The following is a 24,717-nucleotide window of genomic DNA, read 5'->3' as shown; positions in this document are numbered from 1 at the left end:
CTATATCTATGCTGTCTTTTGAAAACTCACAAGATATGGATTCAACCTTAGATACCATGCGTTCGATTGGTGATAGAGGCGACTATTTACAACAGGAACTTCTCCCTGCACTACTGCGAGGCGATTGGGAAGAGTTAAATAAAATGGTGGTCTATCAAGATCAAAAAAAGACCATCTTGTTTGGCGAGGATATATGGGCGTTTAGATATTCTGACTACAAAGGGAGTGGGATCGCGAACTTGATTTTTAACATTGAGCCAAAGCAAGAAGAAAATGTCATTGTACTTCATCAAAAAGGGCGTCACATGCTTAATCAAATGAAGTGCGTAGCATTAGCAGAGATGTGGTTTTCTGTTAAACATACAGAACTGGCTTCAATTAATAATAAAAAAAACTCTCTTCGAAAGGATATTGCTCAGCTAATCAAACGTGGCATCAATTCGTTTGAGGAATTGAATCAAGAATATTTAGAAATTTTGGTTTCTGAGGGATGGTATGATATTTCTAGAAGCTATTGTTTTATAGGGTTGAATAACCTTGTCCACTTGAAAGGGCTGCTGCCTTTCAAGGTCAACTTTTCACATCAAACCCATAAGATACATAACGTGAGTTCTGATGCGCAAAACGGAAAAGTGGTGATTCCCCCACGAATCTATTTTGCGGCATTAAAAGAGTACAGTGAAGACATCGTAAAAGCCTACGGGTTAAGAGATGAAATAGAACAAGCTGTTGAGCAGATGATTTCGCTTTATGAGAATGAATTAGAAAGAAAAATCCTGAGGATTAGAAAAGGCTATGGCCATAAACCTAGTGACAGCTACGTAAAACCATGGGAACAATTTACGCAGGCGCTCAACAAAAATGGAATAACCTTAGTGGATAAAGGTGAGGATTCTCGGTGGATGCAAATATTTACATCTATTCAACCCCGCATTCAAATAAGCGGAGAACGTCTTAGAAGTTTCAGAGCACACATTGGCAACACTTATTATGGCTGGGGTGATTTTAGGCGATATTTGAAGAGCCTAAATACAGAATCCTCATGGCTTTGTCTGGCATTGTCTGGAATGCGCGTAGACGAGCTGTACAAAATAAGCCCTGTTTACGGTGCACAAAGAATGACTTTCGATAAAAATGGCTGTGAGTCGGAAACTGGCAAGGAAACCATTGACTTTTTAACTACACGTCAATCAAAGATTACGCTCAGTAGTCAAACCAAAAATGACACGTTTGTAACCACGCAAGCTGGCTGGAAAGCATTCCATATGCTGAATGCAATTAATACGCCCTATCGCAAAAGATTTGAAAAGAAATATAATCATCGAATGTTTGCAAACTTGAAGGACATCGCTTTTCCCAACCCTATAGGAAAGAGCGCATTGCACACTGTAATTAATACGACGTTTAACCGCGATAAATTTGATTTTACACTTACAGCCGAAGATATGGCGGATTTACAGACCTCAGACCCAACCCAAACATCTTTTAATCAGGGCGATAAATTTCACTTCTCTCCACATCAGACACGGCGCTCCCTCGCATACTACCTAATTGGATATGAGCTGTGTTCTTTCCCTGCCTTGAAGCAGCAATTTTCGCATTTGTCGATGGCGATGACGCGATGGTATGCCCGAAATGCCTATTCATTTGAAAAACTATACAGCGAAATACAAAAAGAACGTGTCACACAACAAGCTGAGATATTTGCTCGCATATATCAAAAAATGGCGAATGGTAAGCGTATCGCAGGTGGTAAAGGTCAAGCAGCAGTTGCTGAAATTAGTCGCCAAGGTGAAAGTTATTTTGAAGATGGAGTAAGCAAACGCAAGCTATCAATTGACTACTGGATAGATCGATTGACCAACGGAAAAGAACACTTACATGCTATTGCTCCTGGGATGTATTGTACTAATACTCAATGCTCAATGCGTATCAATATTGATTTAAGTGAATGTGTAGACTGCGAATATGATTTTATTGAAAACGCTGTTTATGCCGAATCCTCCCGCATGGACGCAATGCGCAACATTGAGTTTTTAAAAGAAAACAATGAATTAAATTCCAGTTCTGCAACCAAATACTTGATGCAGGTAAAAGCTGCGGAAGCGATCATGGATGATCTAGGGTTTAAATATGAAAAGTATGAAATTGCAGAAGATGTGCTGAATTTGGTTATCGACACGACAATGGAGGTGTAAGGCATGGCAGACAAGTCTGGATTCAGCTCCACAGAAAGGCAGCTAAGAGACGCATTGGCGCGACTTGTTGATCAAAAGCCGATTAACAAAGAGTTGAAACAAAAACTTAAAGCTAACAAGCTTAAAATTGTTGTTTCTAATGTTGAAAAAGAAGCAGGGTTATCAAATGGATCGGCCAGGCGCTATCCAGAAATAAAAGCGCTGATCGAAGGTGCTGAAGCAACGCGTATTCATGGTGCAAGCAATGTGTCCGATAATGTAGTTCGCGGTCACCCTCTCCACATAAAGGCTAAGGGAGACTTAGACAATGCCAAAAAAGAAATCAAAAAGCTCAATGAAGAAATTGAAAAGAAAGAACAAAAGCTTGGAGATTATAAAAAACGCTTAAAGTCTCAAGCTGTGAGAATGCACGAAGTGACCGTTGCAATGTGGAAACATATACCTGAAGAATGCAAGCATATAGAGTTAATGATCGATTGGAAAAAACGGGGGCAACAAGCAACGTTCTAGAATTCAAAAAGAGAGAAGAATTTGATTAGCTATGAGGCCTATTTTCTTGGTTGAATTGTACTAGTCTAGACTCAGCTCGCCAAATTCAAATCACGATGCAACCGATCCGAAAGGTTGCTCTGGCTCTCTTCTGCCCCATTGTGAGCTATGACCGATTAATCACTCAGTGCACAGAGGATAATTTGACTTACATTTAGTCATTCCAAAAATATGGAAGTAAAGTCAGATTACACCTCTATCTAAGTGACCAAATTTAGCGTACCACTACAATACTTACTTATTATGTGAGAGTTGGAATTTAGGCTTTTATTGATAATGTTGCACCAAAAGCAATTAGACCCAATCCACACGCCTGATTAATTCTATGAACAAACTTTTGAATTATGTGACTCGCGTGTACAGATGTGACTAGGTAAGCGACTATACAAAACCAAGCCATATGTAGAAGTGCAATGTAAACGCCATAGCTAATAACGAAAGACATACCTTCATTATTGGCTGAGATTAGTTGGCTAAAGACGCTTAGAAAGAAAAGCATTGTTTTAGGATTCAATACATTACACAAAAAACCTTGAAATATGTACTTTCGAGCATGTGTGGGTTGGTCTGTTGAGTTTTCATAGTCTAATTTCAACTTAGAACTGACTAACCCTGTTACACCGAGATAAATTAAATACGCCGCACCAATGTACTTCACTATGCTAAATAAAACCGCATTCTGAGAAACTAAGTGACTAATCCCTATCACTGAATAGGTAATATGCACACAAACACCAATCCCTATCCCAAGAGCCGTTAATATGCCCGCTTTTCTGCCAAAAATTGCACTGTTTTTAAATACTAAAACAAAGTCAGCACCAGGGCTTACTACGATTAAAAGCCCAAATACTGCAAAACTTAATAACTCCATTTTCTATCCTAACTGTTCATGATTTTAAAATAATTGTATAGATTTATTGGTAAGTTATAATCGAAAAAAAGGCATCCTAAATGTGAGAAAAAGTCACAGATGAGACATTTAAAAGCATTCTATGTATTTCATATTACGGCAGAGTCATCGAGTTACAGTAAGGCAGCAGAAAGACTTCATATCACTCACGGAGCAGTGAGTAAGCAAATTAAATTGCTAGAGAGCCATTTGTCGAAGTTACTGTTTTACAAACAAGGTAGAGGAATGCGTCTCACGCAAGAAGGTGAGCTACTCAAGCTGTACACTGATATTGCGTTTAATGCTCTAGATAATGGAGTTAAGAAGCTAACGAGGGAAAGCAATAAGCATCTTGAAGTTTCCTGTAAGCCCACATTAACTATGCGCTGGCTGATGCCTAGGCTGGCCAGTTTTTTCCAGCTTACGGGTATTGATGTTCGACTATCAACAGCAGGAGGGCCTGTGGATTTATGTGAAACAGGATTATCTTTAGCCATCCGGCGTGATGACTTCGATATTAGCCCCAGAATATACGACACACAACTTAGTCAATGAGTGGGTTGGCCCTGTTTTTTCCCCTGAATATTGGAACAAAGCTCAGCACAACTTAGATGATATCGTTTTGCTTCATAGTGAAACGAGACCTTCTGCATGGTCAGATTGGTCATCACGTTCAACACATGCCTTTAATATCAATAAGTCTAAATCCTTTGAGCATTTTTATTTCTGCTTACAGGCGGCAGTTGACGGTTTAGGGGCTGCTATAGGGTCATATCCTCTGATAATCGATGACTTGAAAAACGGGAGGCTGGTGGCTCCATTTGGATTAACTCAATCTGGACATCGTTATGTACTGCTCAGCCACACAGAAAGACTAGGAAGCAATGAATTGGAGTTTTTAAACTGGTTAGAAAAGACAATGTCCTTATGCCAGCCTGAAACTCTTAGTTCATAATTGTAGTGGGTTAGTGAATTTGGTCCTTTAGCAAGAAGTGTAGACTTTATGTTATGGCAATTAAAGAACTCTACAAATACAAAGCTGCTAAGTGATACTTTGTTCTGAGTTTAGTCTGAGTCGATTTTAAGAGTGAAACATTAAAAACTAATAGATATGTGACTGTTTATGCACATTGTGCTGCATAAGCTTAGTTTGAGACAAGTTTGTCACGATAATGCGCAAAACACATCGTTTAAGCGCTATAACTCACGAAAACTGCACTTTAACAGTTATTAAAGTGCACATCTTTTTCAAATCAGCACTGGCAATAAAATTCGTATAGCTTCTATCAAGCTGACCAATTGAATTAGAACACCACAAGTTGACCAAATTTTAGTAATGATACAAAGTGGCTACTGTAACGGTGGTGTTTTATACATTGTTCATGACATTGTATTTATGGAAGTGAAACTCCTAAGCTAGTTAGTGTCTCTGTTGTCATGGTCCCCGTCATCTTCAGTCCCATATCCTTTTGGTATGATTTCAGTGCTAATGAAGTACTAGGTCCCATTAGTCCATCAATCGCTCCTATGTTGTAACCATTTCTGAGAAGTACGATTTGAACTCTCATTACTAATGCTTTCAGTGTATCACTACTGCCTTGATAAGACGGGGTATCTGATACAGAACTGTTTTGAGCTGCTGAGCTGGGATATGTCGGAGTATTTGGCTGTGTATTAATAGGGCTAGGTGTGGATGGATATGAACTCGTTCCAGTCCTAGATGAGTAATGAGATCTGTGGCTTGAGTGAGAACGGTGGCTGGAATGAGAACGATGACCTGCATATAAGTTTTCACTGTTTGCGTTTATTTGCATGTCAAAACTGACCAAGCGGTTCAATTGAGCGCTATCAATGTCTGCCATTGTCACTGACGGAATAGCGTACGCCTGAGGAACCAATAATGTACTTCCGCCTATAGAAGCAACTGAAATTGTTGGAAGGATTCCTGTAATTGATCGCCAGATTTTATTAAGTTCTAACCACATTTTCTGCTCTCCTTTCTAACTGAATGGGCACAACATTTTGCTCACTAAATCGCTGAGTATGAGATTTAAAAAAACCACAGCAAAGATCCTGTTCTTCGCAGTATTCGCATTCTTTCCTAGAGCTGTTTTTCCAATCGGAGATGCTTTGTACTGCGATAGAACGCAGTGATTTGGGAACATGGCATCGTGGAATGTTATAAAGGACGGTATCTAGCCCTGAGCTTAGTAGAACATGTGTTCCTTCGAGTAATTCTTCTTGGTATTCATTTAAATCACACCATACGGCTTCATAATTTGTTCTGGCGAATCCGGTTGGTTCTAATCCCATTAAGGCGACAGTGGATACAAATGGAAGGTTCCTAACAATAAACTCTGATAGCTCTACTATGTTTTCTATGATTGGTCGAGTTAGTACAACCCTTAGCTCTATTTGTGCTCCGACATGCCCAAGATTGTAGAGCCCATGCATGGTTTTATTGAATGAGCCTAGAACTTGTGTGTGGTAATCATGTTGTTGAGGAGTAGAACCATAAATTGGAATTCCCCATACAATTTGTTGATGGCCTAACTGAATGATCTGCTCGACATAGTGATATTCTTCAAAAGCACTCCCATTGGTCAGGATATGCAATTGCGTTGATGGCAGAGCTTTTTTGGCATGCTCAAGCAGTTTTAGAAATCCGTCGCGTTGCAATGTCGGCTCGCCACCGCTAATACCTAAAACAGGGATATCTCGGTCAATGAGTTCCAGTAGCTGATGGCACTCCTCAAAACGCCAGCCATCATCTAGCACTTTTGGCGGCTGGGAGCACATGATGCATTGGTGGTTGCATCTCTCTGTGACAAAAAGCAGATTCGCAGTGCTTTTACGACGATACAGAATATCAACTCTATTCTCGTTTAATACAATCACATCTCCAGTAGAGATGACTTCAGGATGCTCCAGTTTACTGATAACCGGAATGGTTAGATTACTTGGTATGCCACCACATTGTATAGCAACAGCTCCCCAATCTAGACTGAGTAACTCTCTTTGGTTTGGACCATAATTTGGCAGAAGCAGGCAATGTCTGTTATCGCATATGCCGCTAGACACAAATTCATCCAGTCCTATGACTTTTAACATCTTCGAACCATTGAATGCATTGATCTCTGCTCTCGTTTTTAATGGGATCACTTTATTCATTTGTCAGCCCCTCTTCGGCTCTCTGACAGAGACTATGTGGCAACCAGCTATTGAAGACAGTACGATTAGATTTGTCTTGCAATAAATTGAATACATATCGATAAAGAAACTTTTGCTTTGCACAGAAAGCACTAAATGTTCGATGACCAATCATGTCGCCATAACGAGAGTAATTTTGTATTGGATTCGCTCCGCAGTAAGGTAAATATGCGCAATCAGAGCATCCTGGCAGGGCTTCAGCAATCCCAGCGTGTAAGATAGTGTTCAACACACTTGATGACATCAGGTCTTGGTATGATTCATTAACCGAACCAAGTGCGAGTGATTCGTCGCCCATTTCAACCAGCATTCTAGACTCATCCGATGGATACACTTTTCCATTGTAGTTGTATACCAAGACTCCTGTACCGTCTCCGCATGGCGAACGCATATCGACATATCCAGTTGCCTGTGGCGTCAGGATATTGTTTAACGCTAAAGCTGCGTTTACTTCATCTAAACGATAGCCTTGCTGATTGATTTCTATGATGTACTTAAGCGCTTGCTCATAGAATTTATTAAAATTTTCAGATGAGTAACCTACCTTGTTTTCTTTCTTCACTGCGAACCCGTACATGTTCAAGGGGCGTAGAAAAATCGAGTGAAAACCAAGACGTACATACTCATCGATAATGGTTTTTATCGCAGTTAAACTACTACGAGTGATAGTTGTCATTCCTGCTATTCTGTCATGTCCCAGAACACTCCTAGCCATTTCAAGACCATGCATTGTCTTCTCATAACTATTTGAGCAACTATTTGGCCGGTTGAGTTGGTGTAACCATTGAGGACCGTCGACCGAAGTAGAAATATGAACGTTATGGAGGTGGAAAAATTCGAGCATTTCCATGTCTATATTTTGCAGGCTCGTAGCTACAACAAACTGCAAATTTTTTTGTTCAGTTATATTAAGTTCTATGCAGAGTTCAATAATGTACTTTAGTACGTCATAGGCAAGTAGTGGTTCTCCACCTTGGAATTCGACCGTTAGATTTTCTGCTGGTGACTCAAACATGCGCAACACGGCCTGCTTTGCGATACTAAGTGGCATGTCATACTTAACTGCATCAGGGCTTCTTCGTGTTACTTGGCAATATTCACACGAGTTTTCGCACCTGAGTGTTAAAACAAAAATATGTAGCGCTGGACCATCAAACAGAAATGATTTTCTTGCCCTATATTTTGCACTGAAAGCTCTCAGCGCAAAGTTGTTCTTTTCACTGTAAACAAATGATTTAGATTCAAGATTCTGAAAGGTTTTTCCTGATGTGGTTAAGGATCCATCAACTAAGTCATTTAAATCCGCACAATTTAAATAGCAATGTTCGCCAACCTCATTGATGAGTAAAAATCTATCATCATTTATACGTTCAAACCGAAATGGCAGTAAACGATAACTCTGTGATGCAAAAGTTTCTGGAGAAGCTACTCTCATCAGTTCGACGCCCTCAAAGAGTTACTTAATGCAGCACTGATTAATATGTTTTTGATTTTATTAGTTTGTGCTTCAATTTTTTCACGCAATTGATAGTCGATAACCGAAGTTTTCAGATCGTTAGACAATTCATCTGCCGAAGTATTACTGGTAGAATGCACCACTGCGGATACGGTGATTTTATTCTTTTGGGAACTGACATCGAAAACGGCTATATCTGCTAACTGGTAACAGGCCTTAAGAACTGCCTCTTTACTGTAAATATTACAATCAAATGTGATATACACTTCAGGATATTTGGGCATTGATTTCACAATCCTTTGCAGTAGGGGGAAAGCGGTTCTTACCATATAAATTACACTATCGTTAGAGAGCCGTTCTTTACGTAGATCAAAGTTTTACAACTAAATCATTTCTTATTTTTGCTGAAGAAAAATTGAAATCACAAGTTTGTGCCAGATGGCACAAACTTGTAGAGATTCATTTTGATCTGAGTTTGGAGGATTACTGTCGGTGAAAAATAATTTGTTGCTTATTAAATCGGTCGCTCAGGATTTTGCCATATTTTTAGTAATTCGAAACTCAAGGATTAGATTTAGGTCCTAACGCGAAAATGTCCCAAAGCGTGCTGCGTAACGCTTTTAAATCTACAGATTACGCGAATGCTCGAAAGGTGTGCCATGGTGATTGGCGAGACGACCGTCCGCCCCAAGGACGGACTTGCTGCGAGTCGACGAGCGAATGCCATAGCAAGCCTGTGCTAGTGGATACCCGTAAACGCTAAACTTCTAACAACAGAAATTACTGCTCCCCAAACACTACTTTCCAACACATTTCTGTCCAAAAATTAGCTAGTGAATCAGACTTTCCTAGTCTGGTTCATAGGGTAACATCCAGTCATAGATATCAACTAATTACCCTTCAAACGGTATAAAACCGCTACCGCAAAAAAGCAAATTCCTATAGCATCATTTATACCAATTGACACGGATATGGCAGCGGCCAAGTCCGACAAGCGATTTATGCCCTGCAAACAGCGCAGCGCATAAATACTAAGACGTTAGCTTTTTGTAGGGATAACAATGTCAACAACAGCATCATTAAAGTGTAAGTATTGTGAAAAATATAATGAAGTCGATGCGTGTTTTTTTGATGACTTTATGACCAGCAATGAAATTAATCTTTCATTTCATTGCGGAATATGTGGTAAAGATAACATTTATAGCAATCTCACACAGTCAGAACTGGAAGAAATAATTAATCCTTCAAGTGAATTAGTAAGACAGGCGGAATTCTTAGGTATCTCTGCTGCAAAACTTAGTGCATATGTTTATCCTCCGGATGTAATGAAGGAGGCAGATTTAGATAGAAGAAAAATTCGTGGTTTGTCTATAAAAGAGTACCTAAAATCATGTCGTCAGAGCTACCCAAAAAAGGAAGGGCAGAATTGGTGGCTCGTTTATCAATTAAAGACATTAGATGCTGTTGTGCTCTTTCGTAGAGATTTTAAGTCATATAGGCTTCTAGATGGGAAAGGTATATATCTTGAATTTAGAAACATTATAGAATTAGGAGATTACGTACGTGAAAGAATCTAAAAGCACTGCGGGGGCTCGCTGTCTAGGAGCTGTTCACCGTGGTTCTAGACTGTTGCTATGATATTACCAAGTCATCTGCATTGTAGTGATCAATAATCTGTGGGTATTGACCTGCACACCAAGAACCTTGCCCAATATGTGTCCCGCATCAATATGCGCCTACAAAGTTGAGGGATGGATATACAAAAAAATTATGCCGAGGATGTTTAATAACCTCCTCGGCATTTATTATTTAAGAGATAGTGGTTTAAAATCAAGAAGGGAACTATAAAACTCCACAGACAACAATTTATCTTTGAAAGCTTCTGATATTATTATATTAAATGCACCACCCCACTCATACAAACGAAAGGCGTCTAAGTTTTCAGGTATTTTGTCCTTATAGACAACGGGTTCAATAAAAAATCGCCCACGCTTTGATTCCCAAACTTCTGGAATGTAGCCCAGAGGCCAGCGTTCAATTTTAGAACATTCCCAATCAACGCAGTCAGTATAATTAAATACATGCATCAACACATACTTTAAATTGTTATGCCTATTTATAAATGGTATTAACTGGACACCACTAACATTAATATCGTCCTCAAAAAAGACATCCTCATTAAACGCCAATAACCTGGTTCCAACCGAGACCACCGGAGGTGATTTACCTTCTTTTAAGGCATTGAAATATAAAACACCTTTGAATCCAGATTGAATCGCAGATAGTTTCACATCACTTAATTCATTTCCTTCGCCATCTATAAAAAATGAACTAGGATTCATATAATTCATCCATTTTTTACTTTCCGAATTTATACCTAATTTATAGTAATTCATTACTTGTTAACCTTCGTCAATATGTTAGTGCCAGCAGTAGTATCATTAAACTAGGATCCTATCTCTAAGCGCGGCGCCGCCTTCATTAAAGAAGGGAGATATTTATTAGACTCCTTTGTACAGCCGAATGTGTTTCCCAGCGCTGTTATCAATGTCGCTTTATCCATAACTGGCAACACGATCCCTGAATCACTCGAGTTTATAAAAAATAAGGTGATAACACTAGATTCTGAAGAGAACAATTTTTCAGTGTTATTAGAAATGTCCCCCGCATTTTTCTGGCATTTCTTATGGATATTTCTGGCCATTTCATGGCCAGTTAGCATCGTCTTACTTACGGGTTCTATCCTATTTGTACTCGATTCAAGAGTTACTCGCCATTCCCTCACCGATGACATTGTAGTGGAATAGAGAAAGAAGAGTTTTTCTTAGTTTATCAGCCAGTGATGTGCCGAGAACGGTAAAGCTAAGGGAGTCGAGGCATTAATACGTTGGCAACACCCGCAAATGGGCTAGTGCGACCTGATTTGTTTATTCCCATTGCCGAAGAGGACAAATTAATTGTTCCATTAACTAACTATATTTTTGAGCGGGCATTAAAAGATTTTACTGATATGAAGGTTGACTCGGGCTTTAGGATTGCGTTCAACGTGGCGCCAGCGCATTGAAAGCTTACGCCAGTTGGGGATTTTAATGGCTATCGATGACTTTGGTACTGGGCAAACAACCTTATCTTTGTTACAAACCATGCCATTGGATTACTTGAAAATCGGTAAGACGTTACTAAAGAATAGCTAATCCGAATCTGGCTAAGAAGAGCCAATTATCTAACAAGGTTTTGTCCAAAAGTGTGTTGCGTATGTCTTTTAAATCTACAGGTTACGTGAATGCACGAAGGTGAGCCATGGTGATTGGCGAGACGACCGTCCGGGGCGGTCGAGCATCCACGGACGGACTGGCTGCGAGTCGGTGAGTGAATGCCATGGCAAGCCTACATGCGTAGATACCAGCCAACGCTAATCCCCTAAAACCAAAACCCAAAGTCGCAGCCACCCTAGACTACTTTCCTACACATTTAAGTCCAAAACCAATACAGTCGATTTTATAATCTAGAGCCCTCAATATGCCCTACTGAAATATATACCCATAGTCACACTCATATTCAGAGTCGCAATGTGCGCGGCATGAAGTATTAAAAGCCAAACCATAAGGCGGAATAGCCGATGAGACAAACCCACTCCCCTCTTAAATATAAAAAGAGGAGTGATACTTTTATTCAATCGATATAAATCAAGCCAACTTAAAGGCTTTTATTTTGGGGAGATGGGCGGCGAGTTGGGGGAATTTGTGGGGTTGAACGTCATCCCAATCAATCGAATAATAGGGGCTTAATTCACTGGCGAGTTGCTGATTATCGAACATCTCATCATTAACCGAAAATATACACATGGCCTTTTGAGTATTCTTTTCACGAAATTGCGACACGCACTTATTGGCAATGTCGGCATATTCTTCTGGGCGGTCAATCTTGCCCTGCATATTATTTTCTGGGTGCAAATTAGGGTTAATCAGCACAGATTTAAGACCATTTAAAAATCCAATCCGCTCGGCCCAATAAGCGCCGAGTCCCACGCCAACCATTAACGGCGCGGGATCGTCGCAATGCTGCATTTGCTTAGCGACTTCCTTGAGCAAGTGTTGCATGTCGTGCTTAGGGTGCAAGGTGCTGTAACTGATCAAACGCACATCAGGGTCAATAAATTGCAACTGACGCATTTTTTCGTGATTACCTGGGCTAGTAGCATCAAATCCATGAAGATAGAAAATCATATCAAGGCCTTTTAATCATTTTTGATTACAGTGAATTAACTAACCCTAGCAAAAGAGTGATCTCACACCTTGCGCTACATCAAACTTTCGCCTGTTGAGCCAAACAAATTTGCTCGGCAAGCTGCTTGGCATTTTCCCAACGGGCCGTATTATCGAGCGCAGCTGCCGTTTGCGCAGCATTGGGTTTAAGTAAACTCGCAGGATACTGTGGCGCGCTCGCAGGCCAAGTAAAGCCATCGAGTAGCGACATTACGCCCGCATTGTCATTACACACTAAAATCATGTCGCAACCTGCGGCTAAGGCGGCGCTGGCCCTTGCACGGTAATCGCCCGCAAATCCTGCGCCTTGCATGCCAAGATCGTCAGAGAAAATCACCCCGTTAAAGCCAAGTTCTTTACGCAGCACTTGTTTTAGCCAGTATTCAGAGAAGCCCGCAGAGTTAGGGTCGACTTTAGGGTAAACCACGTGCGCGGGCATCACGCCTAATAACTTTTCTTTTGCGATCAATTCTTTAAACGGTAGGATATCCTTTGCAAAAATCGCCTCAGCATCGCGATCATCAATGGGTTTCTCGTAGTGCGAATCCGCCACTACACTGCCGTGCCCGGGGAAATGTTTACCCACGGCGCCCATGCCAGCTACGGCCATGCCAGCAATAAAGTTTTCGGCCAGTGTAATCACCTCGGCGGGCTCTGGGCTAAAGCTGCGTTTACCTATGACTTGGCTCACGCCGTTTAAGTCCAATACGGGCGCGAAACTTAAGTCGATATCGCAAGCCAGTAATTCAATCGCCATCAAGAAACCGAGCTCACAGGCCCAACGCTTGGCCAATACCATATCGCCCTTTGCTGCGGGTAAAATGTCGCCCATGGCGGGAATAATGGTAAAGCCATCACGGAAGCGTTGTACTCGGCCACCCTCGTGATCGACGGCGATTAATATTTCTGGGCGTATTTGGCGTATCTGTTGTACCAGACGGATCAACTGATCACGGCTCGAAAAATTGCGGGAAAATAGGATTAAACCACCCACCTGTGGATGGCGTAGCATCTCAGATTCAGCCTCACTGACGTCCAACGACAGTAAATCCAACATTAAATAGCTCATACTTCTCCCTAAAAATATTCATTAAGACTCAAAAAATAACCACTCAAGCCATAAGTAGTCCACGCTCACAAAAAAGCTAAAAAAAGCGAGCCACCTACCCTTGTAGCGCTATCGAAGCCTGTATTCTTGGCCATAAAATGGCCTGTAAAAAAGTCCCAATTAAGTTCAGCTTATCCGAACTATTACGAATAAAAAAAACTAATGTGAATTGTCACACTAATCTATGGGATACTGGCGTTAGAGTATCACACAAGCAGATTTCGCATGAAAGAACGCCGCCACTGACCAGAGTACACGCGCAAGATTAGCGTGCTTCAATCTGCAGAGCGAGCAATCCCATGCACTCAGACTAAAATAATAAACAAGACACAACAGGACTTCTATCATGATTAGCGTATTTGACATGTTCAAGATCGGCATAGGTCCATCGAGTTCACATACCGTCGGCCCAATGAAAGCGGGCAAAATCTTTATGCAAAACCTGACTGACTCAGGACTCGTGACCCAGATTGATGAATTAAGAGCCGAACTCTTTGGCTCCCTCGGCCAAACAGGCAAAGGCCACGGCACGGGCAAAGCAGTGATTTTAGGCTTAATGGGTGAAGATCCAGAAACCGTGGACACTGACAGTATCGACGGTATTTTAGAACACGTCTCCAAGGACGAAACCTTAACGCTGCACTGTGGCAAAGTAGTTAAGTTTACCCGTGAGCAAGGCATTACCTATCACAGACGCAAAACGCTACCTGCGCATGCTAACGCCATGACCTTGTACGCTTACTGTAAAGGAGAATGCATTTTTGATCGCACTTACTACTCAGTGGGTGGCGGCTTTATTTTAGATGAAGATGAAATTAGCCAACGTAATGCCTCACCAGCCTCACAAATTGAATCGGCTCCTTTTGATTTTGTGAGTGCGGCTCACTTACTGGAATTATGCGGCGAGCAAGGTCTCAGCATTTCTTCTTTAATGATGGCGAACGAACTGAGTTTAGCCACTGAAGATGAAGTCAAAGCCAAGCTGTGGAATATTTGGCAAACGATGAAAACCTGTATCGAACGCGGTTATCAGAAGGAAGGCATTTTACCTGGCGGCCTAAAACTGCGTCGTCGTGCACCTGCACTGTACCGTCGTTTGAAAGCCGAAGGCCGTAACAATGTCGATCCATTAACCGCTATGGATTGGGTCGATTTATTCGCCCTGTCGGTCAACGAGCAAAATGCGGCCGGTGATCGCGTCGTCACTGCGCCAACAAACGGTGCTGCGGGAATTATTCCTGCCGTTTTATGCTATTACGATACCTTCGTACAAGAAGTGGATATCGATGTCTGCGCCCGTTATTTATTAACTGCCGCTGCAATTGGTATTTTGTACAAGAAAAATGCCTCAATTTCGGGCGCCGAAGTCGGTTGCCAAGGTGAAGTGGGCGTGGCCTGTTCTATGGCCGCTGGCGCACTGACTGAAATCATGGGCGGTACGGTTGAGCACGTTGAAAACGCGGCTGAAATCGGCATGGAACATAACTTAGGTCTAACCTGCGATCCTGTGGGCGGCCTAGTGCAAGTGCCTTGTATCGAACGTAATGCCATGGGCGCGATTAAAGCGATTAACGCCTCTCGTATGGCCCTGCGTGGCGACGGTAACCATAAGGTTTCACTGGATAAAGTGATCAAAACCATGATGGACACCGGCAGAGATATGCGCAGTAAATACAAAGAAACCGCCAAAGGTGGCCTAGCAGTCAACATTGTTGAGTGCTAAGTGCTGAGTGTTAATTCACTCTCGTTAATCGCTTAAATCGCACCATAAAAAATGCCGCAACTCAGTGAGTTGCGGCATTTTTGTTTTAGCGCATCGACGTGACTGCCGAATCGGCTATTTATGGCTTAAAGTACAAGCTATGGAACTTAAGGTGCTCTTCAATAAAGCTCGCGATGAAGTAGTAGCTGTGATCGTACCCCGCTTGCATCCGCACATCCAAGGGATAACCCTTGGTATGGGCGATATCCACCAGCGATTGTGGCATCAATTGGGTGTCTAAAAAGCTGTCAGCTTCACCTTGGTCAATCAGTACTGGCACTTCGCTAATCGCGAGCTTAAGCAACTCGCAGGCATCATACTGGCGCCAATGTTCACGATTTTCACCTAAATACTCACTAAAGGCTTTAATGCCCCAAGGTGCATTACTTGGATTCGAAATCGGGCTAAAGGCCGAAATTGAGCTATATCTGTGTGGATTACTCAGACCAATCACCAAAGCACCATGACCGCCCATTGAATGGCCGGAGATAGCGCGCTGGGTAGTGACAGGAAAATGCGCTTCAATCAAGGTAGGCAGCTCATGGACTATGTAATCGTACATTTTGTAATGGCGATTCCAAGGTGCTTTTGTCGCATTGAGGTAAAAACCCGCGCCTAAGCCTAAATCGTAAGCTTTATCCGCCGCATCGGGCACATCGTCACCGCGAGGACTGGTATCAGGGGCGACAATCGCCATCCCAAGTACCGCAGCCATGCGCTGTGCACCCGCCTTCTGCATAAAGTTTTCATCGGTACAGGTTAGACCTGAAAGCCAATACAACACAGGCACAGGTTTATTCACCGCTTCAGGTGGCAGATAAATGGCAAAGCGCATCTCGCAGTTTAACGACTGAGATTGATGGCGATACTGCTTATGCCAACCGCCAAAACTCTTGTTACAACTGATATTTTCTATGGTCATACAAGTCCTTTTAAGCTCAATCTTTTAGCGCTATATATAACGTTAGTCATGGCGCTTATCGTCTGCTCAGTTGGCAACACAGCAGACAGATTTGCACCTGTCTGCCCGTTTGTCACATCAAGCTGAAGCATCAACTTAGCGTGCAAAATCGCTTATTTATCAAAATGGATCACGCTACGGATGCTCTTACCTTGGTGCATCAGCTCAAACGCCTCATTGATTTGCTCAAGTCCCATAGTATGGGTGATAAAATCATCGAGCTTAAATTCGCCCGCCATGTAACGCTCAACAATGTGGGGCAGTTCAGAACGCCCTTTCACACCGCCAAAGGCAGAACCGCGCCATACTCGCCCAGTAACTAATTGGAATGGACGGGTTGAAATCTCTTGACCAGCACCGGCAACACCTATGATCACCGACTCTCCCCAGCCTTTATGGCAACACTCTAAGGCGCTGCGCATCACGTTGACGTTGCCGATACACTCGAATGAGTAATCCACGCCGCCATCGGTCATTTCAACGATCACCTCTTGGATGGGCTTATCGAGTAATTTAGGATTGATGCAATCGGTCGCGCCGAGTTTTTTGGCTAACTCGAATTTAGACTCGTTGATATCAATCGCGATAATGCGGCTGGCTTTGGCCATAGTAGCACCGATAATCGCCGATAAACCGATACCGCCGAGGCCGAAAATCGCCACGGTTGCGCCTTCTTCCACTTTGGCCGTGTTCATCACAGCGCCCATACCAGTGGTCACGCCGCAACCCAGCAGACAAATTTCTTCTAATGGCGCGCTCTTATTGACTTTCGCCAATGAGATTTCAGGTAACACGGTATATTCAGAGAAGGTCGAGCAGCCCATGTAATGGAAAATGGGCTTGCCATCGAGATAAAAACGCGTGGTGCCATCGGGCATTAAGCCTTTACCTTGGGTCGCACGAATTTTTTGGCATAGGTTAGTTTTGCCCGATAGGCAGAACTTACACTCGCCGCACTCTGGGGTATAAAGTGGGATCACATGATCGCCCACTTGTACGCTGGTCACACCCTCGCCCACTTGCTCAACGATACCGCCGCCTTCGTGGCCTAGAATCGCTGGGAATACGCCTTCTGGATCATCACCGCTCAGGGTAAAGGCATCCGTGTGACACACGCCCGTAGCCACAATGCGCACTAAGACTTCGCCAGCTTTAGGTAACATCACATCCACTTCTTCAATCTTAAGCGGTTGTCCTGGTCCCCAAGCAACAGCTGCCTTTGATTTAATAAACTGCGGTTTTTCGTTCGACATTGTTACGTCCCTTGAATAGGTAATAGGAGTAAGTCATTGGTGTATCATAAATTCAATTCAGGCCAAGCAAACTCTTGCGCCCATTGCACTAATGCTACTGAATAGGAGGATTGTATTTGTTTCTCAGCGAGAGACAATCTAGTATTCAAGCAATTCATTTTTACTGAGTAACAACAATGTATCTCTGGGATGGCATTTCTGAATTTGTCGCGGTGGCTGAGGCCGAAAGTTTTACCCTAGCAGCGCAGCGGCTGAATATCTCCACCGCCCACGTTAGCCGCCAAGTGAGCACCTTAGAAAACCGCCTCGGCACAAAACTCTTTTACCGCACCACCCGCAAAGTGTCGTTAACCGAAGAAGGCACGATTTATTATCGTCATTGCCGCCAATTACAAACTGGGTTAGAAGAAGCCGAGCGCGCCATCTCAAACCTAAAGGACTCACCCCAAGGCTTAGTCAAGCTCACAGCGCCCGTCGCCTATGGCGAGAAATTTATCATGCCGTTACTCAATGATTTTATGGTGCAATATCCCAGCGTTGAGTTTAGCGTCGACTTGACCAATCGCACCTTGGACTTGATTGAAGGCGGTTATGATCTAGCGATTCGCCTCGGAAAACTCGCTGATTCGAGCCTGATGGCCAAACCGCTCAGCAGCCGCACTCACTATGTCGCCGCTTCACCGAGTTATGTGGAAAAGTACGGCCAGCCCCATACCTTATCAGAACTTAGCCAGCACAATTGTTTGATCGGTAATCATAATTACTGGCGCTTTGTGGAAAATGGCCGCGAGCGCAATATTAAAGTCCGCGGCAATCTCAATTGTAACAGCGGCTACGCATTAAGGGATGCGGCACTAAAAGGCATAGGGATAGTTCAACTACCTGATTATTATATTGAAGAAGATATTCAAGCCGGACGGTTACTCTCCTTCCTTGACAGTCACCGCGAAGCCAAAGAAGGCATTTGGGCACTCTATCCGCAAAACCGCCACCTGTCGGCTAAGATCCGTGTATTGGTCGATTACCTTGCCGAAAAGCTCATCGAACAGGATTAAATACTGTTTGAGCAGATTGATTGGTAGCAGACAAAACGGCGCAAACTAGCGCCAGTTTTCTCGCAAAGTGTAATACAACATGCCTAATGCCAGCGCTTGATTGCCAAACCATTCATTTAACGGAATACGGATATGGCGCATGGCGGCAAACAAATCAAATTCACGCAATTGCCCATCCATCGCATTGGCCATGATCTCGGCCATAATGTGCGATGTCGCCACTCCGTGCCCAGAATATCCTTGGCAATAGAACACATTAGGCGACACTTTGCCGAGCTGCGGAATACGATTAATCACAATTCCTGCCATTCCGGCCCAGGCAAATTCGATATTAATGCCCTTTAATTGTGGAAACGTACGCTCAATTGCAGGCCGTAATTCCGCCGCCACATTTTTAGGATCGCGGCCGCTGTAATTAGTGCCACCGCCGAACATCAGCCGTTTATCCGCGGTCAGGCGATAGTAATCCAGTACAAAGCGGCAATCATACACGGCTAAATCCTGCGGATTGATTTGCAAAGCGACATCATCGGGCAGAATCGCAGTGGCGCAATTGCCTAAGGACGCCGGAAATAACATACCGCGCAGTTTTGGACGGGCGAGTTTATGGTAAGCATTACCCGCGATCAGCACACTATTGGCGCGCACTTTTCCCTTGGCAGTGACAACAGTCGCCACATCGCCTTCTTCAATATCGAGTACGGGCGAGTTTTCAAAGATTAATGCCCCAAGACCTGCTGCGGCGCGGGTTTCACCAAGGCATAGATTAACAGAGTGTAAATGCATGTTGCGCCGATTGACTAAGCCGCCGTGATACAAGGGCGAGCCTAAATAGGCAGGCATTTCATCGGCGGATACCAGCGTCATAAATTCACCCATGCCGCGGCGCTGCGCCTCATCATGCATAGCCATAAGCTCTTGCATGTGCTTTGGCTGGTAAGCGGTTTGGATATGACCAAACTTTAAATCACAGTTTATGCCGTACTTGGCCACCCGATTTTTAATTATATCGTGGCCGCGCCAACGCATATTCCACACATAATCTTCAGCTTCATTGCCGATTTGGCGGCGCAGCTGTTTTGTCATCGCAACATCGCCGGACAAACTGCCCGTCACCTGCCCGCCGTTGCGTCCGGTCGCGCCCCACGCAATTTTATTGGCCTCAATAAGCGCCACTTTGTAGCCCTTCTCAGATAATTCCAACGCCGTTGCCACGCCAGTAAAACCGCCACCGACAATCGCTACATCGACTCGAATGTCGCCTTCAAGCGCAGGATAATCTGACTCTTGGTCAATGGTGGCATTGTAGTAGGAGGCGCAACGCTCTGCTGGCATGGTCATTCCTTGATGTTGAAAGTTAACTGTTGAAAGTTGATGGCTGAAAGTGAGTGTTGAGTCTTAGTTCTGGGCTCTCAGTTCGTCTGGACACTCAGTTTTGGAGACTCGTTTTAACACGGCATCATGCCGACGTTGTTTTATATTTTTTACAATCGTTCAGAATTTGTGAGTATATCTAAGTTGAGATCGAGGTCAACAGTGAATTGCGATAACTATTTTTGCAGGACATGACAAAGGGAGTTGAGCTGGCTGCAGGCTCCTTCTTGAAGAACCTGAAATGGAGAAGCTTGAGATGGAAACTTCTGGAAATGGCGGTACCTAAAATTAAGGTACTAAAATTAAGGTACTAAAATTAAGGCTTTAAAATTAAGGCACCTAAGATTAAGTTACCTAAGATAGAGACTCCGAATGTTAAGGCGCGGCTCATTTTATCTTTAAAGTCTTATACTTTTTGCTGGTTTAAGATAGGCTTGTGCGGCGTCATCCTCTTTTTATCTCAGCAACCTAGAGTCCATTATGCCACTAATGCCAATTACCCAGCCACTTGTCCAATTGCCGTTTTCCCAAGCGTGTGAAAACAACAAAGCGCCGATTTTAGCGGTATTAACACAAGCATTCTCACTCAACCAACATGTACTCGAAATCGGCAGTGGCACAGCGCAACATGCTGTGTATTTTGCAGCAAATCTTCCCCATTTAATCTGGCAAACCAGCGATCAGGCTGAATATATTGAGGTCATTACCGCAAGGTGTATGCATGAAGGCAAGCGACCCAATGCAGCGGCAAACCTACGCTTACCACTTACCCTTGATGTTACCGCGCCATGGCCGGTGAAGGGATTAACATTTGATATTGATGGCGTATTTACTGCAAACACTTTGCATATTATGAGCAAAAATATGGTTGAAGCGTTTTTTACTGGCCTTGGTCTGTATCTCCCCCAACTCAAGACCCTGTGCATTTACGGCCCCTTTAACTACCAAGGCGAATTTAGCAGTGACAGCAATCGCCAGTTTGATGCCTTTTTAAAACAGCGCGATCCCGCCAGCGGCATTCGTGATATTGAATGGATTTGCAGTTTAGCCAGCGAGCAAGGCCTAACGCTGAAGCAAGATGTGGCTATGCCGGCCAATAATCGACTACTGCATTTTGTTAGAGGCTAGCTTTTTGTTAAAGGCTCATTTTTTGTTAAAAGCTAGCTTTGGTTGAGTGGTTTAGTCCGTTTTGGCCTCGGCGGTTCTGTGTCCATAGCTCAGCACTCGAGTGGCTTTCCACTGCTCGTCCTGTTTGCGCCACACAATGACAAAGTCGGCTAGGCCATCACAGCTGCCAGTTTCAAAGCTGCAAAAACGATGAACGCCTTGCTCTATCGCGCCAAACTCTTTCACCGGAAACACTTTCATCGTGCCCGCAACTAACTCGCGGCGGTAATGGCCACAGGCATATTTTTCGGTATTAGCGATCATGTCCTTGCGGGTCCAAGTGACGCCACCCGTGTCGTGGTAAAACTCCACATCTTCAGTGAAAAACGCCGCGTGTTTCTTGAGTTCAGCAGGGGCTGAACACTTATTGAAACTGTCGAACACAGCAAAATCCACCGCTGCAATTTGGGTAGATAAAGTGTCTGTAAGTGCAGCAGCGGGCTGCGCAATGTCAGTTTGTGGAGCATCAGCGGTTTTATCCGATGCTGCTTTAGCTAATGTTGGCGTATCTGTTGCAACAGCAGGTTCGGTAGTGGCGAGTGACAAAGTTAAAACAGCGACTGTGGCTAAGCTATAAAATGCTGGATTCATATTCTCTCCGTAAATATTGGCAATACATTTTGTATGGCGACGATTCACGTCACAAACATGAATGCACCACGAAACATAAAGTCACATCGCCAGCAAAGCTTATGCCAGTTAAAATATCCATATTAATCATATTGATATAGCTTCATATTACGTTACGCAATTTTGTGCGGTGATAGTTTCTGATTATTCTCACTATTTTTTAGTGATTTATCCGACGACAGTCAGACTCAGATCATCATACTCAGTGCCTTGTGCTCAATGCGCTCAATCAGGATGACCATGCTAGCGAGCAACACGTCGAATATACGGGCTATCACACTGTTATTAAACACTAAAAATTTACACTGCCTTTACACAAAAGAGAGACATCCAAGCTTGAAGCTATAATTAAGAATAATTATCATTCGCCAAAATTACCGAAGGAAGAATGATATGCCCCACTTTATCCGTCGCACTCGCCAAACCTCGCATCTATCTCATGTAACACAGACACCTATGTTGAGCCAGCTATCACGCGCTATTGGTTTATGTTTGTTATTACCTGCAGCATGGGCTAGTGCTGCAAATACGCAAGATACCACTCCAGAAATGGAACGCATGGTGATCACAGCAACACAAACTAAACACTCGGAGCTTTCGGCTCCCGCTTCTGTTTCCGTGATTAACCGCAGTGAACTTGAAGCGCTAGTCATAGACGATCTTGCTAGCGCAGTCCGTTATTTACAGGGTGTGAACATCAGCGAAGGCACGCCCTATGGTCGCAATGAAATCAGCCTGCGAGGTTTAGATTCAGATTACACTTTAATCTTGATTAATGGCCGCCGCATTAACTCCCGCGAAGCATTAACTTCTGGTTATGGCAACGATTTTGACTTGTCCTCTATTCCAATGTCTGCCATTGAACGTATCGAAGTTGTGCGCGGGCCTATGTCATCCCTCTATGGCTCTGAAGCTTTAGGCGGTGTGGTTAACGTCATACTGCGTCAACCAACTGAAAACTGGCAAACCAGCGTTGGCGTGCAATACGATGCACCTACCAGTGGCAAGGGTGGCGATAGCACTAAGTACAATTTCTACACCAGTGGCACGCTGATCAAAGATAAATTACTGGCAAACTTAATCGTCGACAGCAATAAACGCGATGCATGGCGCTCGGACTTAAAACCCACTATTGATGCGCTAGAAGACAGAGATGAAATCAGCGCCCTCGCCAATTTACAATGGCTGATTGATAACCAGCAAGATCTGCAATTTGACTTAAGTTACGCCAACGATGAACGCGAGTCTGATTGGAATAACTACGGCACGATTCTCACCAATAACCAACAAGCGGAGCGGATAAGTTCAGGTCTGACCCATAATGGCCACTGGAACTGGGGCGATACTCGCCTGCGCTATTACTATGAAAATGTTGAGGTGACTGACGACTCAGCGTTAATCGCCGAGATTGGTAATATCACCCAAACCAACCACAATCTCGACGGTCAAACCACTGTCCTGCTTGGCGATCACATGTTAACCAGCGGTGCAGAATACCGTTGGACCCAGCTCGAAAATAGCCGCAATATTTTAGGTGATGGCACCTTAGACGACAGCCAATCGGCATTGTATCTACAAGATGAATTTAGCTTAGGCGAACTCAATATCACCTTAGGCGGGCGCGTCGATCACCACGATGTGTACGGCACCGAATTTAGCCCACGCTTGTATTTGGTGTATAACTTAAGCTCTGAATGGGTCATTAAAGGTGGTGGCGGCAAAGCCTTTAAAGCGCCAAATATGGCGCAATCCCAAGCCGATTATATTATCCCCGCTTGTCGTGGCGCCTGTACCGTTGCGGGAAATCCTGATCTTCAACCCGAAACCTCAGTGAACTACGAATTATCGACCCAATATCAAACCACGGATTTTGGTGGCTCGATCACCTACTTCCATAACGATGTAGAAAATAAAATTATCACCGAAACTTGGAATAGAGTCCCTGGTGCTGTATTAACTTACCAAAACGTGAACGAAGCTAAGATCACAGGTTGGGAATTACAAGCTTGGTACAATTTAACTCAAGATCTCAGCCTAAACGGTAATTACAGTAAAACCGATGCCGAAGATAAGCAAAATGGCGCGCCTTTTACCTTAACACCGGACGACAGCTATAACCTAAAACTGCAATGGCAGGCATTCGATGGTTTATCCACCTTTATCGCCTACCATTATACTGGCGAGCAGTATTTGCGAGCCAATGTCAAATCAGAGGGTTATGGCTCGCTCGATATAGGTGCGAATTATCAAATTAATCCTATGTTTAGACTGAAGCTTGGCGTGACTAACCTAACGGATTCTGAACGTGACCAAGTTGCCACCGACCTTGATTATATTCAAAAGAGTCGCAGTATTTATGCTGGGGTAACTGCAAGTTTCTAAGCTCTACAAGCTAGAAACTAATGTGTAATTATAGCTCTGCTACTCAACATTAAACATCATAGGCGAAGCCCGTTTTGGCTTCGCCTATTGTTTTAAGATCAAAATAAATATCACACATCCGACTAGAAAAAGTAAAATCAATATATTTTCTAAAATATAGAATTTTTAAATAAACATCAAAAATATAAATTACATAATCCAGATTTATATCATTAGTCTTTTACATTCTGCAATATAACCTTGATCATACTTTAACGCTAAAAAATAACTCACCCGTTAACCTTTGATAACGATCAAGGTTTTGTCATATTAAAAAACTATTATACACACGCAAGACTGCTAAAGCTTGAGGTGTAAAATTCTCGATTATTAAACTTACGCACCAAGCAAAAGCGATATTATCTTTCCGTTTATATCACTAATAAAACAGCGAGAAAAATACAGTTCCAACTTCAAGT

The 24,717-nt window shown here is 43.2% G+C and carries 20 protein-coding genes and 1 pseudogene; 9 read left to right on the top strand and 12 right to left on the bottom strand.

Features of this window, described 5'->3' with window-relative positions:
- Window positions 1–8: 8 nt before the first annotated feature.
- Complete coding sequence (locus tag L5L98_RS04230; RefSeq protein WP_212601517.1) at window positions 9–2,198, top strand: integrase; 2,190 nt, start codon at window positions 9–11, stop codon at window positions 2,196–2,198.
- Between the two features lie 3 nt (window positions 2,199–2,201).
- Window positions 2,202–2,708: a hypothetical protein gene (locus tag L5L98_RS04225; RefSeq protein ID WP_263138776.1), complete on the top strand. Its 507-nt coding sequence runs from the start codon at window positions 2,202–2,204 to the stop codon at window positions 2,706–2,708.
- Between the two features lie 298 nt (window positions 2,709–3,006).
- On the opposite strand, the gene L5L98_RS04220 is transcribed toward L5L98_RS04225, so the two are convergent.
- Window positions 3,007–3,618: a LysE family translocator gene (locus L5L98_RS04220; RefSeq protein ID WP_263138774.1), complete on the bottom strand. Its 612-nt coding sequence runs from the start codon at window positions 3,616–3,618 to the stop codon at window positions 3,007–3,009.
- A gap of 99 nt (window positions 3,619–3,717) precedes the next feature.
- Here L5L98_RS04220 and L5L98_RS22375 point away from each other — a divergent pair.
- Window positions 3,718–4,591 (top strand): annotated as a pseudogene (locus tag L5L98_RS22375) (LysR family transcriptional regulator).
- A 439-nt stretch (window positions 4,592–5,030) separates the two neighbouring features.
- On the opposite strand, the gene hxsA reads toward L5L98_RS22375, so the two are convergent.
- From hxsA to hxsD, 4 genes are read right to left on the bottom strand one after another with little or no spacing between them, the layout of a single operon-like run.
- Entirely contained in the window at window positions 5,031–5,621 is a 591-nt protein-coding gene (gene hxsA, locus L5L98_RS04205) for a His-Xaa-Ser repeat protein HxsA (protein WP_212601513.1), read from the bottom strand.
- Complete coding sequence (gene hxsC, locus L5L98_RS04200) at window positions 5,605–6,807, bottom strand: His-Xaa-Ser system radical SAM maturase HxsC (protein WP_212601512.1); 1,203 nt, start codon at window positions 6,805–6,807, stop codon at window positions 5,605–5,607. The genes hxsA and hxsC overlap by 17 nt, the downstream gene beginning before the upstream one ends.
- On the bottom strand, window positions 6,800–8,281 hold the full coding sequence (gene hxsB / locus L5L98_RS04195) for a His-Xaa-Ser system radical SAM maturase HxsB (RefSeq protein WP_212601511.1): 1,482 nt from the start codon (window positions 8,279–8,281) through the stop codon (window positions 6,800–6,802). Before hxsB ends, hxsC begins: the two co-directional genes overlap by 8 nt.
- On the bottom strand, window positions 8,281–8,586 hold the full coding sequence (gene hxsD / locus L5L98_RS04190) for a His-Xaa-Ser system protein HxsD (RefSeq protein ID WP_212601510.1): 306 nt from the start codon (window positions 8,584–8,586) through the stop codon (window positions 8,281–8,283). The genes hxsB and hxsD overlap by 1 nt, the downstream gene beginning before the upstream one ends.
- A 777-nt stretch (window positions 8,587–9,363) precedes the next feature.
- Here hxsD and L5L98_RS04185 point away from each other — a divergent pair.
- Entirely contained in the window at window positions 9,364–9,879 is a 516-nt protein-coding gene (locus L5L98_RS04185) for a hypothetical protein (RefSeq protein WP_263138767.1), read from the top strand.
- A gap of 228 nt (window positions 9,880–10,107) precedes the next feature.
- Here L5L98_RS04185 and L5L98_RS04180 read toward each other — a convergent pair whose 3' ends face one another.
- Window positions 10,108–10,698, bottom strand: a complete 591-nt coding sequence (locus tag L5L98_RS04180; protein WP_263138764.1) for a hypothetical protein — start codon at window positions 10,696–10,698, stop codon at window positions 10,108–10,110.
- 639 nt (window positions 10,699–11,337) lie between these two features.
- Between L5L98_RS04180 and L5L98_RS04175 the strand changes: the two genes are divergently transcribed.
- Window positions 11,338–11,496, top strand: coding sequence for an EAL domain-containing protein (locus L5L98_RS04175; RefSeq protein ID WP_263138763.1), 159 nt, complete (start codon window positions 11,338–11,340; stop codon window positions 11,494–11,496).
- A 492-nt stretch (window positions 11,497–11,988) separates the two neighbouring features.
- Here the strand turns inward: L5L98_RS04175 and ycfP are convergent, their stop codons facing one another.
- Together ycfP and nagZ are read right to left on the bottom strand one after the other, a co-directional pair.
- Complete coding sequence (ycfP, locus tag L5L98_RS04170) at window positions 11,989–12,528, bottom strand: alpha/beta hydrolase YcfP (RefSeq protein ID WP_263138761.1); 540 nt, start codon at window positions 12,526–12,528, stop codon at window positions 11,989–11,991.
- Between the two features lie 79 nt (window positions 12,529–12,607).
- Window positions 12,608–13,636: a beta-N-acetylhexosaminidase gene (gene nagZ, locus L5L98_RS04165; RefSeq protein ID WP_263138760.1), complete on the bottom strand. Its 1,029-nt coding sequence runs from the start codon at window positions 13,634–13,636 to the stop codon at window positions 12,608–12,610.
- 385 nt (window positions 13,637–14,021) lie between these two features.
- On the opposite strand from nagZ, the gene L5L98_RS04160 reads away from it, so the two are divergent.
- Complete coding sequence (locus tag L5L98_RS04160) at window positions 14,022–15,398, top strand: L-serine ammonia-lyase (RefSeq protein ID WP_028759794.1); 1,377 nt, start codon at window positions 14,022–14,024, stop codon at window positions 15,396–15,398.
- 118 nt (window positions 15,399–15,516) lie between these two features.
- On the opposite strand, the gene fghA is transcribed toward L5L98_RS04160, so the two are convergent.
- Together fghA and L5L98_RS04150 are read right to left on the bottom strand one after the other, a co-directional pair.
- Window positions 15,517–16,359, bottom strand: a complete 843-nt coding sequence (fghA, locus tag L5L98_RS04155; protein WP_028759793.1) for an S-formylglutathione hydrolase — start codon at window positions 16,357–16,359, stop codon at window positions 15,517–15,519.
- 152 nt (window positions 16,360–16,511) lie between these two features.
- Entirely contained in the window at window positions 16,512–17,651 is a 1,140-nt protein-coding gene (locus L5L98_RS04150) for an S-(hydroxymethyl)glutathione dehydrogenase/class III alcohol dehydrogenase (protein WP_014610474.1), read from the bottom strand.
- A 176-nt stretch (window positions 17,652–17,827) separates the two neighbouring features.
- On the opposite strand from L5L98_RS04150, the gene L5L98_RS04145 reads away from it, so the two are divergent.
- Window positions 17,828–18,706 carry a LysR family transcriptional regulator gene (locus tag L5L98_RS04145; protein ID WP_198572287.1) on the top strand — a complete coding sequence of 293 codons (879 nt, stop codon included), beginning with the start codon at window positions 17,828–17,830 and terminating at the stop codon, window positions 18,704–18,706.
- Window positions 18,707–18,751: 45 nt separating this feature from the next.
- Here the strand turns inward: L5L98_RS04145 and L5L98_RS04140 are convergent, their stop codons facing one another.
- The gene (locus L5L98_RS04140) at window positions 18,752–20,041 is read right to left on the bottom strand and encodes an NAD(P)/FAD-dependent oxidoreductase (RefSeq protein ID WP_263138757.1); all 1,290 of its coding nucleotides are present in this window, start codon (window positions 20,039–20,041) and stop codon (window positions 18,752–18,754) included.
- Between the two features lie 519 nt (window positions 20,042–20,560).
- On the opposite strand from L5L98_RS04140, the gene L5L98_RS04135 reads away from it, so the two are divergent.
- Entirely contained in the window at window positions 20,561–21,208 is a 648-nt protein-coding gene (locus tag L5L98_RS04135) for a class I SAM-dependent methyltransferase (protein WP_263138755.1), read from the top strand.
- 51 nt (window positions 21,209–21,259) lie between these two features.
- Here the strand turns inward: L5L98_RS04135 and L5L98_RS04130 are convergent, their stop codons facing one another.
- Window positions 21,260–21,838 (bottom strand): nuclear transport factor 2 family protein, encoded by a 579-nt coding sequence (locus L5L98_RS04130; protein ID WP_263138753.1) that lies wholly within the window; start codon window positions 21,836–21,838, stop codon window positions 21,260–21,262.
- 432 nt (window positions 21,839–22,270) lie between these two features.
- On the opposite strand from L5L98_RS04130, the gene L5L98_RS04125 reads away from it, so the two are divergent.
- Complete coding sequence (locus L5L98_RS04125; protein WP_263138751.1) at window positions 22,271–24,259, top strand: TonB-dependent receptor domain-containing protein; 1,989 nt, start codon at window positions 22,271–22,273, stop codon at window positions 24,257–24,259.
- The last annotated feature ends 458 nt before the right edge of the window (window positions 24,260–24,717 follow it).

This window comes from Shewanella sp. SM23 (genome assembly GCF_025654295.1).
GTDB lineage: Bacteria > Pseudomonadota > Gammaproteobacteria > Enterobacterales > Shewanellaceae > Shewanella > Shewanella oncorhynchi.
This window is presented reverse-complemented; position numbering and strand designations above follow the sequence as displayed.

Coding starts and splice junctions, on each gene's coding strand:
- L5L98_RS04140 (WP_263138757.1), bottom strand. CDS start 20,041: ATGCCAGCAGAGCGTTGCGCCTCCTACTACAATGCCACCATTGACCAA.
- L5L98_RS04135 (WP_263138755.1), top strand. CDS start 20,561: ATGCCACTAATGCCAATTACCCAGCCACTTGTCCAATTGCCGTTTTCC.
- L5L98_RS04230 (WP_212601517.1), top strand. CDS start 9: ATGCTGTCTTTTGAAAACTCACAAGATATGGATTCAACCTTAGATACC.
- L5L98_RS04160 (WP_028759794.1), top strand. CDS start 14,022: ATGATTAGCGTATTTGACATGTTCAAGATCGGCATAGGTCCATCGAGT.
- L5L98_RS04225 (WP_263138776.1), top strand. CDS start 2,202: ATGGCAGACAAGTCTGGATTCAGCTCCACAGAAAGGCAGCTAAGAGAC.
- L5L98_RS04150 (WP_014610474.1), bottom strand. CDS start 17,651: ATGTCGAACGAAAAACCGCAGTTTATTAAATCAAAGGCAGCTGTTGCT.
- ycfP (WP_263138761.1), bottom strand. CDS start 12,528: ATGATTTTCTATCTTCATGGATTTGATGCTACTAGCCCAGGTAATCAC.
- L5L98_RS04180 (WP_263138764.1), bottom strand. CDS start 10,698: ATGAATTACTATAAATTAGGTATAAATTCGGAAAGTAAAAAATGGATG.
- hxsA (WP_212601513.1), bottom strand. CDS start 5,621: ATGTGGTTAGAACTTAATAAAATCTGGCGATCAATTACAGGAATCCTT.
- L5L98_RS04220 (WP_263138774.1), bottom strand. CDS start 3,618: ATGGAGTTATTAAGTTTTGCAGTATTTGGGCTTTTAATCGTAGTAAGC.
- L5L98_RS04130 (WP_263138753.1), bottom strand. CDS start 21,838: ATGAATCCAGCATTTTATAGCTTAGCCACAGTCGCTGTTTTAACTTTG.
- hxsC (WP_212601512.1), bottom strand. CDS start 6,807: ATGAATAAAGTGATCCCATTAAAAACGAGAGCAGAGATCAATGCATTC.
- hxsD (WP_212601510.1), bottom strand. CDS start 8,586: ATGCCCAAATATCCTGAAGTGTATATCACATTTGATTGTAATATTTAC.
- L5L98_RS04145 (WP_198572287.1), top strand. CDS start 17,828: ATGTATCTCTGGGATGGCATTTCTGAATTTGTCGCGGTGGCTGAGGCC.
- L5L98_RS04185 (WP_263138767.1), top strand. CDS start 9,364: ATGTCAACAACAGCATCATTAAAGTGTAAGTATTGTGAAAAATATAAT.
- fghA (WP_028759793.1), bottom strand. CDS start 16,359: ATGACCATAGAAAATATCAGTTGTAACAAGAGTTTTGGCGGTTGGCAT.
- L5L98_RS04125 (WP_263138751.1), top strand. CDS start 22,271: ATGCCCCACTTTATCCGTCGCACTCGCCAAACCTCGCATCTATCTCAT.
- nagZ (WP_263138760.1), bottom strand. CDS start 13,636: ATGAGCTATTTAATGTTGGATTTACTGTCGTTGGACGTCAGTGAGGCT.
- hxsB (WP_212601511.1), bottom strand. CDS start 8,281: ATGAGAGTAGCTTCTCCAGAAACTTTTGCATCACAGAGTTATCGTTTA.